Source organism: Mesorhizobium sp. M2A.F.Ca.ET.037.01.1.1, assembly GCF_003998075.1.
Taxonomy (GTDB): Bacteria; Pseudomonadota; Alphaproteobacteria; order Rhizobiales; family Rhizobiaceae; genus Mesorhizobium.
This window is the reverse complement of the sequence record NZ_RZSA01001707.1, coordinates 1-582: the sequence shown is the minus strand read 5'-3', so window position 1 is coordinate 582 and position 582 is coordinate 1. Positions and strand designations below refer to the sequence as shown.

The window sequence follows — 582 nt, the reverse complement described above, 5'->3', positions numbered from 1 at the left end:
TCTTGGAACAGTTCGGGATAGGCCGCCGCGCGGCTTGCCAGGCCTTTGAGCACGGCATTGTCGGGATAATGCTCGGCCGCGACATCGATCAGCGGCTTGAGGTCCACAGCAACGATGGAGGCGTTGAGCTTGCCGGTCGGGCTTTGCGGAAAATCCTTGACCCGGCCCGTGGCGCTGATCGAGGCGCCGGCCAGGCCGCCGATCGACAGCCGGTCGATCTCGAGCAGGCCCTCGCGCAGCCGCAGCGCGGTATCGACCGTATCGGCGCTGAGGCCTAGGGCGCTGACCGGACCTGCCTTGATCTGGAAATCGAGATCGCGGTCCGAAAAGCGGTTAGCGCCCTTGTCGCTGATGAAGATCGAAGCGAAGGCCGCGAGCCCGTCCAGATCCATCTCGCCGCCCGTCAGTTGCATCAGCACGGAAGGCCTGGCGCCATCCGGCTGGGTGGAATCGATGCTGCCGGAAAATTTCGCCTTGCCCAGGATGAGCTCGAGGTCGCTGAAGGACTGCCGGTTCTCGCTGAGGTCGACCTTGGCCTTGAAGCCTGCAGCGGGCAGCCGGCGGATCGCCTCGTCGACATCC

Annotated in this window: 1 pseudogene; it reads right to left on the bottom strand. The window is 64.9% G+C overall.

Annotation, left to right across the window (positions count from 1 at the left end):
- Positions 1 to 582, bottom strand: a pseudogene (locus tag EOA27_RS39350) (AsmA family protein); the annotation flags it as partial.